This is a genomic window from Bittarella massiliensis (ex Durand et al. 2017) (assembly GCF_009876955.1).
In the GTDB taxonomy this organism is placed as follows: Bacteria; Bacillota; Clostridia; order Oscillospirales; family Ruminococcaceae; genus Bittarella; species Bittarella massiliensis.
Map to the genome: position 1 here is coordinate 1 of NZ_WWVY01000023.1, position 4,044 is coordinate 4,044.

A 4,044-nucleotide genomic window follows, 5' to 3' on the forward strand; every position below is an offset into this window, starting at 1 on the left:
GAGAGCACGCGCTCCGGCAAGCGTCCCCCCTCGTCCGGCCGTACACCCCCTCTCCCCATTGCAGGGGAACACGCGCGCCCACAAACGATTTTGCCTTCCCTCTGAATCCGTGCCCGATCGGCAAACCGCCCGCCAGCACGGCCCTGACAGCGCCCTCCCCGCTGCAACCGTCCAAACAACCGTCGCCCCCTCCCGCACAGGGACAAAGCGAGGGCCGCTCTCCGCCGTAACCGCCCCACCGGCAGGCCCCAAAACAGCCCCTCCCCCTTCCCCCGCCAGTCCGACCGGGCCCGGCCCCCAAGCAGGGGCGCACAGCCTCTGAAAAGTCCGCCCGAACCCGGGGAAATTCGACCTGCTTCCCGTCCCCTCAACGCCAGGGCCAAAAAGGGGGCCGCTCTCCCCCTCCAAACGCCCCCAACGCCCTCCGCCTCCCACTTCCTCCCCACAAAAAAGCGGCGGGCCGGAACACATCCGGCCCGCCGCCTCAAAGGTCACGGGGAAACCCGTTTGGCCACCACCGCCAGGCGGCCGTTCTCCCAGTCGTACACGCAGGTGGAGAGGGTGAGAAAGCTGTCGCCGTAGCTGGCCTCCACCCCGGTGTCGTAGAGGGACCCCTCCTTGATGTTCTCGTAGAAATAGGCAAAGGACGCCTCGTCGGGGAAATCGGTCTCGGCGTAGTAGCGGAACCCCTCCTCCCCCTGGCGGTAGACCCGGGTGAGGAGCACCGCCACCACCCGGTATTCCCCCGCCTGGGTCAGGGTGTCAAAGCGCAAGGTGGGGTGCGCCCGGCAGAAGGCCGCGTCGCGGTATCCCTCCAGCGGGCCGAACATCTTCTCACTGTGGGGCATGTTGTGGCCGTAGACGACCAGGTTGTCCGGCCGGTCCTCCAAAGAGATCTCATGCTTGATGAAGGGGGTGCCGAAGCGATCCCCCTCGCGGGCAAAGTTGTGGGTCAGGTAGTAGGGGGCGGCCCGCTCCCGCACCACCGGAAAGTCGATCCCCGTCCCCTCGACGGCGATCCATCCCACCAGGTCGCTGTTCTGGGCGTAAAGAGGCTGCAGATAGGCCAGCGGGTCCTCCGGCGGGGCGACCAGAGCCTCCCCCGCCGCCTGCAGGTGCGGCGCCGCCACCGCCTGGGGGGCAGCGGGGAGAAGCCCCGCCAGGGCCGGGGTGGAGGCGACCAGCAGGCAGAGGACAAGGGCCGCCCCCGCGGCTCCGTCGCCGCGCAAAGCCCGCTCCCCCGCCTGTCCCAGGTCGTCCCCCGCCCGGCGGAGCAGGGCGAGACAGCGCTCTCCCAGCCACTCCCCCAGGGCCAGCAGGCCGTAGCCCGCCGCCCGCCCGAGCAGCGCCAGCCGCTCCAGCGCCCACTCCCCCAAAGCGGGGAGAGCCAGCAGGGCCACCCGCGCCAAAAGGGAGACCCGCCCCGCCCCAGTGGGCCGCGGGGCCGATTTTTCGCCGCGGTCCATCCCGCCGCCCCCTCTCTCTGCAAAAGAAAGGATGTGATCGACTCACACCCTTTCTCCGCGGCCTCTCACCGCGCGATCAAAGCGGATCTAGCGGGTCGGACCCACACCGCGGCGCAGCTTCCAGAAGAGGAAGGCGCCCACCGACAGGGTCCCCAGACCGACGGCCCAACCGGCGGTCTGGGCGGGCGCGCCGGTGTTGGGCTCGTCGTCCAACCGACCGGGCTCCGCAGGGGTCCCGCCCTTCTCCCCCTGATAGGTGATGGCGTAGGTGGAAAACTTGCCGACCGTCAGGGTGAGGGTGCTCCCGTCGGCGCTCAGGGCGATCCCCTCCCCCTCGCTGTTGGCCGTCTCGGTGAGGACGTCCACCTTCCCCTGGTGGGAGCGGTAGACCGCGTAACCGGTCTTCCCCTGCAGCGGCGCAGGCAGCTGGATGGAAATCTGGATGGGCCGATCCAACTGCGCCACCGGGCCGGATTCGCCAGCCACCAACCGGCCCGCCGCATCCTTGACCTCCTTGTCGACGGTCAGTTCCAGGGCCAACCCCACGGCGTGCCCGTCGCCCTCGGCGCGGGTGAGGATGTCGCCGTAGTCGGCAGCCTCCTTCCCCTCTCTCACCGTCAGGGTCACCGAGGTGGCGTTCCCCTCGGTGGGGCTGGCCAGTGCGGCCGCCGCGCCCTTTAGTCCCTGTACCGAGATGGCGTCGGCGGCCACCTCACCGCTCTCGACGGCAACGCCCGCCTCCACGGTGGAGCCGACGACCGCGCTCAGGGTGAAGACGGGGATCTGCAAGCTGTCTTTGATGACGTAGTCCACCCGGTAGGCTGTCCCCGGCTTAGGGGCCTCGGGCAGGGAGAAGGTCTCCTCCTCCCTGTGGACCGTGCCGGCGGCAAAGGAGACGCTGGGCTCGCTCTTGCTGGCCACCTGGCGCACCTGGTTGCCCTCGCTGTCCAGCTCCTTGACGGCGTACTCCACCCCAAAGGTCCCCCCGCTGACCGAGGTGACCGTGACCGAGGTGACGATCTCCTGCCCGTTGAGGGTGGCGGTGACGGTGGAGCTGCCCCTGTCGAACTGGCCGCCCGCGCTGCCGCCGTTGACGACCAGGGTGATGGTGCGCACAAAGACGATCCAGCCGCTGTTGGTCTTGACGGCGATGCTGTTTTCCTGCCCGTCGCACAGGGACTTCAGGGCGTCGCCGGTCACCTCGAGGACGCTGGTGTTCCACTCCTCGTCCATCCCGGTGAGGATGCCCACCGAGTGCCCGTTGAGAAAGACCTCGTCGATCTCGTCTGGGGCGTCCACGTCGTAGGCGTAGATGACCAGTTGGGCCGAGGTGACCCCCTGTTTGGGGTCTGCAAACTTGACCGGGTCAAAGGGGCTATCCTCGGTGTTGGTCAGGTCGGCCCCGCCGCCGCTGCCGGTCTCGCCGCTGGCAAAGACCTCGATGTTCTCGCCCGCCGGTCCCGCCGCCAGGGCCGCAGTGACCGGGAAGGCCAGCAGGGCCGCCAGAAGAAGGCTGACCAGCCGTTTTGCCGGGTGTTTTTTCATGTTGCCGCAATCCTTTCTCTTCTCCCAAATGTTCGGGTTTTCTTTTTTCATCATATCAGCGGCAAATGGGGAAAACAATCGGCGAATCCCCTCTTGTGAAACCTTGTCAAATGGCTCTCAACCCGCATCTGTGCCGTTTGGTCACAACTTCTTTTCCGCATTTTTATTTCGTGACTTTTTAAAGGGAAGCCATAAAAAAGAGCCCCCCGCCCAAGCGGGGGACCCTCCTTTAAACACCCTGTTTTTCTACCCCTCTTTCACCAGACAGAGGGGGTGACCCGCGGGGTCGAGAACGGTGGTGAACACCTCGCCGCCAAACTGGGCGTCGGCCTTTCTGCCGCCCAACGCCTCGGCCTTGGCGACGGCCTCCGCCACGTCGGGCACCAAAAAGTCAAAGTGGACCTGCTTTTGCTGGCGGCCTTCCTCCTCCGGCCAGACGGGGGAGACGTAGTCCTCCTCCTGCACAAAGAGAAGGGTGACCCCGGCGGCGCTGGTGAGGGTGGGGTGACCGAACATCTCCCCCCGCTTCCAGCCGAGAAGGCCCTCGTAAAAGGCGCAGAGTTGCCCCTCGTCGGTGCAGTCGACCACGATGTCGGCAAGGCGAATTTCAGCGGACATAACAATTCCTCCTTTTTCCAGAAACAGGTTTTATTCCCTGTCTCCAGTGTAGCACAAAGCCGCAGGGGGTGGCAAGGGCATTCGGCCGCCGTCCCCGCGGGCCGACCCCACCAGGCGGAAGTCCAGCTCCCCTCCCCGCGCAGGGCAGCCCCGTCACTCAAAAGTCCGCCCCCTGTTCCCCCCGCAGCACGAACTCACACCAGAAAGGCAGCCGACCTTCCCGCCGCAGGTCGTCCCCTGGCAGGGACGTCACCCCCCAACGCCGCCCCTCCTACACCCAGACAGACCTCCGGGCAAAAAGGCGCGCAGCCCCCCGCAACCGCCCCGGCCGGAACATTTCCCCTTTTTCCCCGCCCCGCCCGGGAGGCCCCTCCTCCTCTTCCGCCCGCACAGAGGCAACCGGCAACCCCCCCAC

At 67.2% G+C, this 4,044-nt stretch carries 3 protein-coding genes; all 3 read right to left on the reverse strand.

Annotation, left to right across the window (positions count from 1 at the left end; genetic code table 11):
- Positions 1-491: 491 nt before the first annotated feature.
- The 3 genes from GT748_RS14325 to GT748_RS14335 all read right to left on the reverse strand — a co-directional run bounded on the left by GT748_RS14325 (position 492) and on the right by GT748_RS14335 (position 3,629).
- Positions 492-1,466 carry a class B sortase gene (locus GT748_RS14325; protein ID WP_073261133.1) on the reverse strand — a complete coding sequence of 325 codons (975 nt, stop codon included), beginning with the start codon at positions 1,464-1,466 and terminating at the stop codon, positions 492-494.
- Positions 1,467-1,553: 87 nt separating this feature from the next.
- Positions 1,554-3,011: a hypothetical protein gene (locus tag GT748_RS14330; protein ID WP_143161617.1), complete on the reverse strand. Its 1,458-nt coding sequence runs from the start codon at positions 3,009-3,011 to the stop codon at positions 1,554-1,556.
- Between the two features lie 246 nt (positions 3,012-3,257).
- Positions 3,258-3,629 (reverse strand): VOC family protein, encoded by a 372-nt coding sequence (locus GT748_RS14335; RefSeq protein ID WP_021659564.1) that lies wholly within the window; start codon positions 3,627-3,629, stop codon positions 3,258-3,260.
- Positions 3,630-4,044: the final 415 nt, after the last annotated feature.